We start from the raw sequence: 900 nt of genomic DNA, 5'->3' as shown, positions 1-900 counted from the left end.
GAGTTCTTCGGCCGCCCCGCATCGACCCGCAGCGCTCAGGCGGCGTTCCCGCAAGCGCGGATAGCGGCGCTGGCCGAGTGTGGCACCCACGCCCTCTTCGATGCAGTGGTCGGCCCGCGCGACATCTCCGAAGTATCGATGATGCGCACCCTGGTGAGCCGACTGCAACCAGGCATGTTGTGCCTGGCCGATCGTGGCTTGTACGGCTTCGACCTGTGGAGTCAAGCCGCGGGGACCGGCGCCGACCTGCTGTGGCGGGTCAAAAGGACTCAACGGCCCCGGTTTATCGACACACTGCCCGACGGTTCGTGGCTGGCCCGGATCATTCCGACCTCGGGCAAGGGCCGCCGATCGAGGCAGGCGGTGACCGTCCGTGTCATCGACTACACCCTCGACGACGGCCGCGACATCGAGCAGACGTATCGACTGCTGACCACGATCCTCGACCCAGAGCAGGCCAGCGCAGCCGAGTTGGCCGCGGCCTATCACCAGCGCTGGGAAATAGAGAGCGTCTTCGACGAACTCAAAACCCACCAACGTGGCCCCCGTGTCGTGCTGCGTTCCAAATCGCCGGCGTTGGTACAACAAGAGATCTGGGGACATCTGTGCTGCCACTACGCCGTGCGCACCCTGATGGTCGACACCGCCGCCGACACCGGCCTCGACCCCGACCGAATATCATTCGTCGCCGCACTCCGAATCAGCCGAAGATCGTTGTCCCACAGTTCTTTTTCCCCCTCATGACCACACCGCGATAGCCCAGCTCTGGCAGCTCGCCACCACCCGACTCGCGCGCCGAATCAACCCCACCCGCCGACTGCGCGCCAACCCCCGCGTCGTCAAACGCACAGCAGTCAAATGGCCAGCCAAACGCGCCCACCACACACAATGGCCCCAACC

1 protein-coding gene is annotated in these 900 nt (G+C 65.1%); it reads left to right on the top strand.

Going from position 1 to position 900, the window contains the following annotated elements; all coding sequences use genetic code 11:
• Positions 1 to 744, top strand: a 744-nt coding sequence (locus tag HH308_RS29295) for an IS4 family transposase (protein ID WP_170197821.1), incomplete at its 5' end; no start/stop codon positions are given.
• Between the last annotated feature and the right edge of the window lie 156 nt (positions 745 to 900).

It is taken from the genome of Gordonia asplenii, assembly GCF_012933505.1.
Lineage (GTDB): Bacteria > Actinomycetota > Actinomycetes > Mycobacteriales > Mycobacteriaceae > Gordonia > Gordonia asplenii.
Note: the sequence above shows the minus strand (reverse complement) of the source record. Positions and strands in the feature narration are given on the sequence as shown.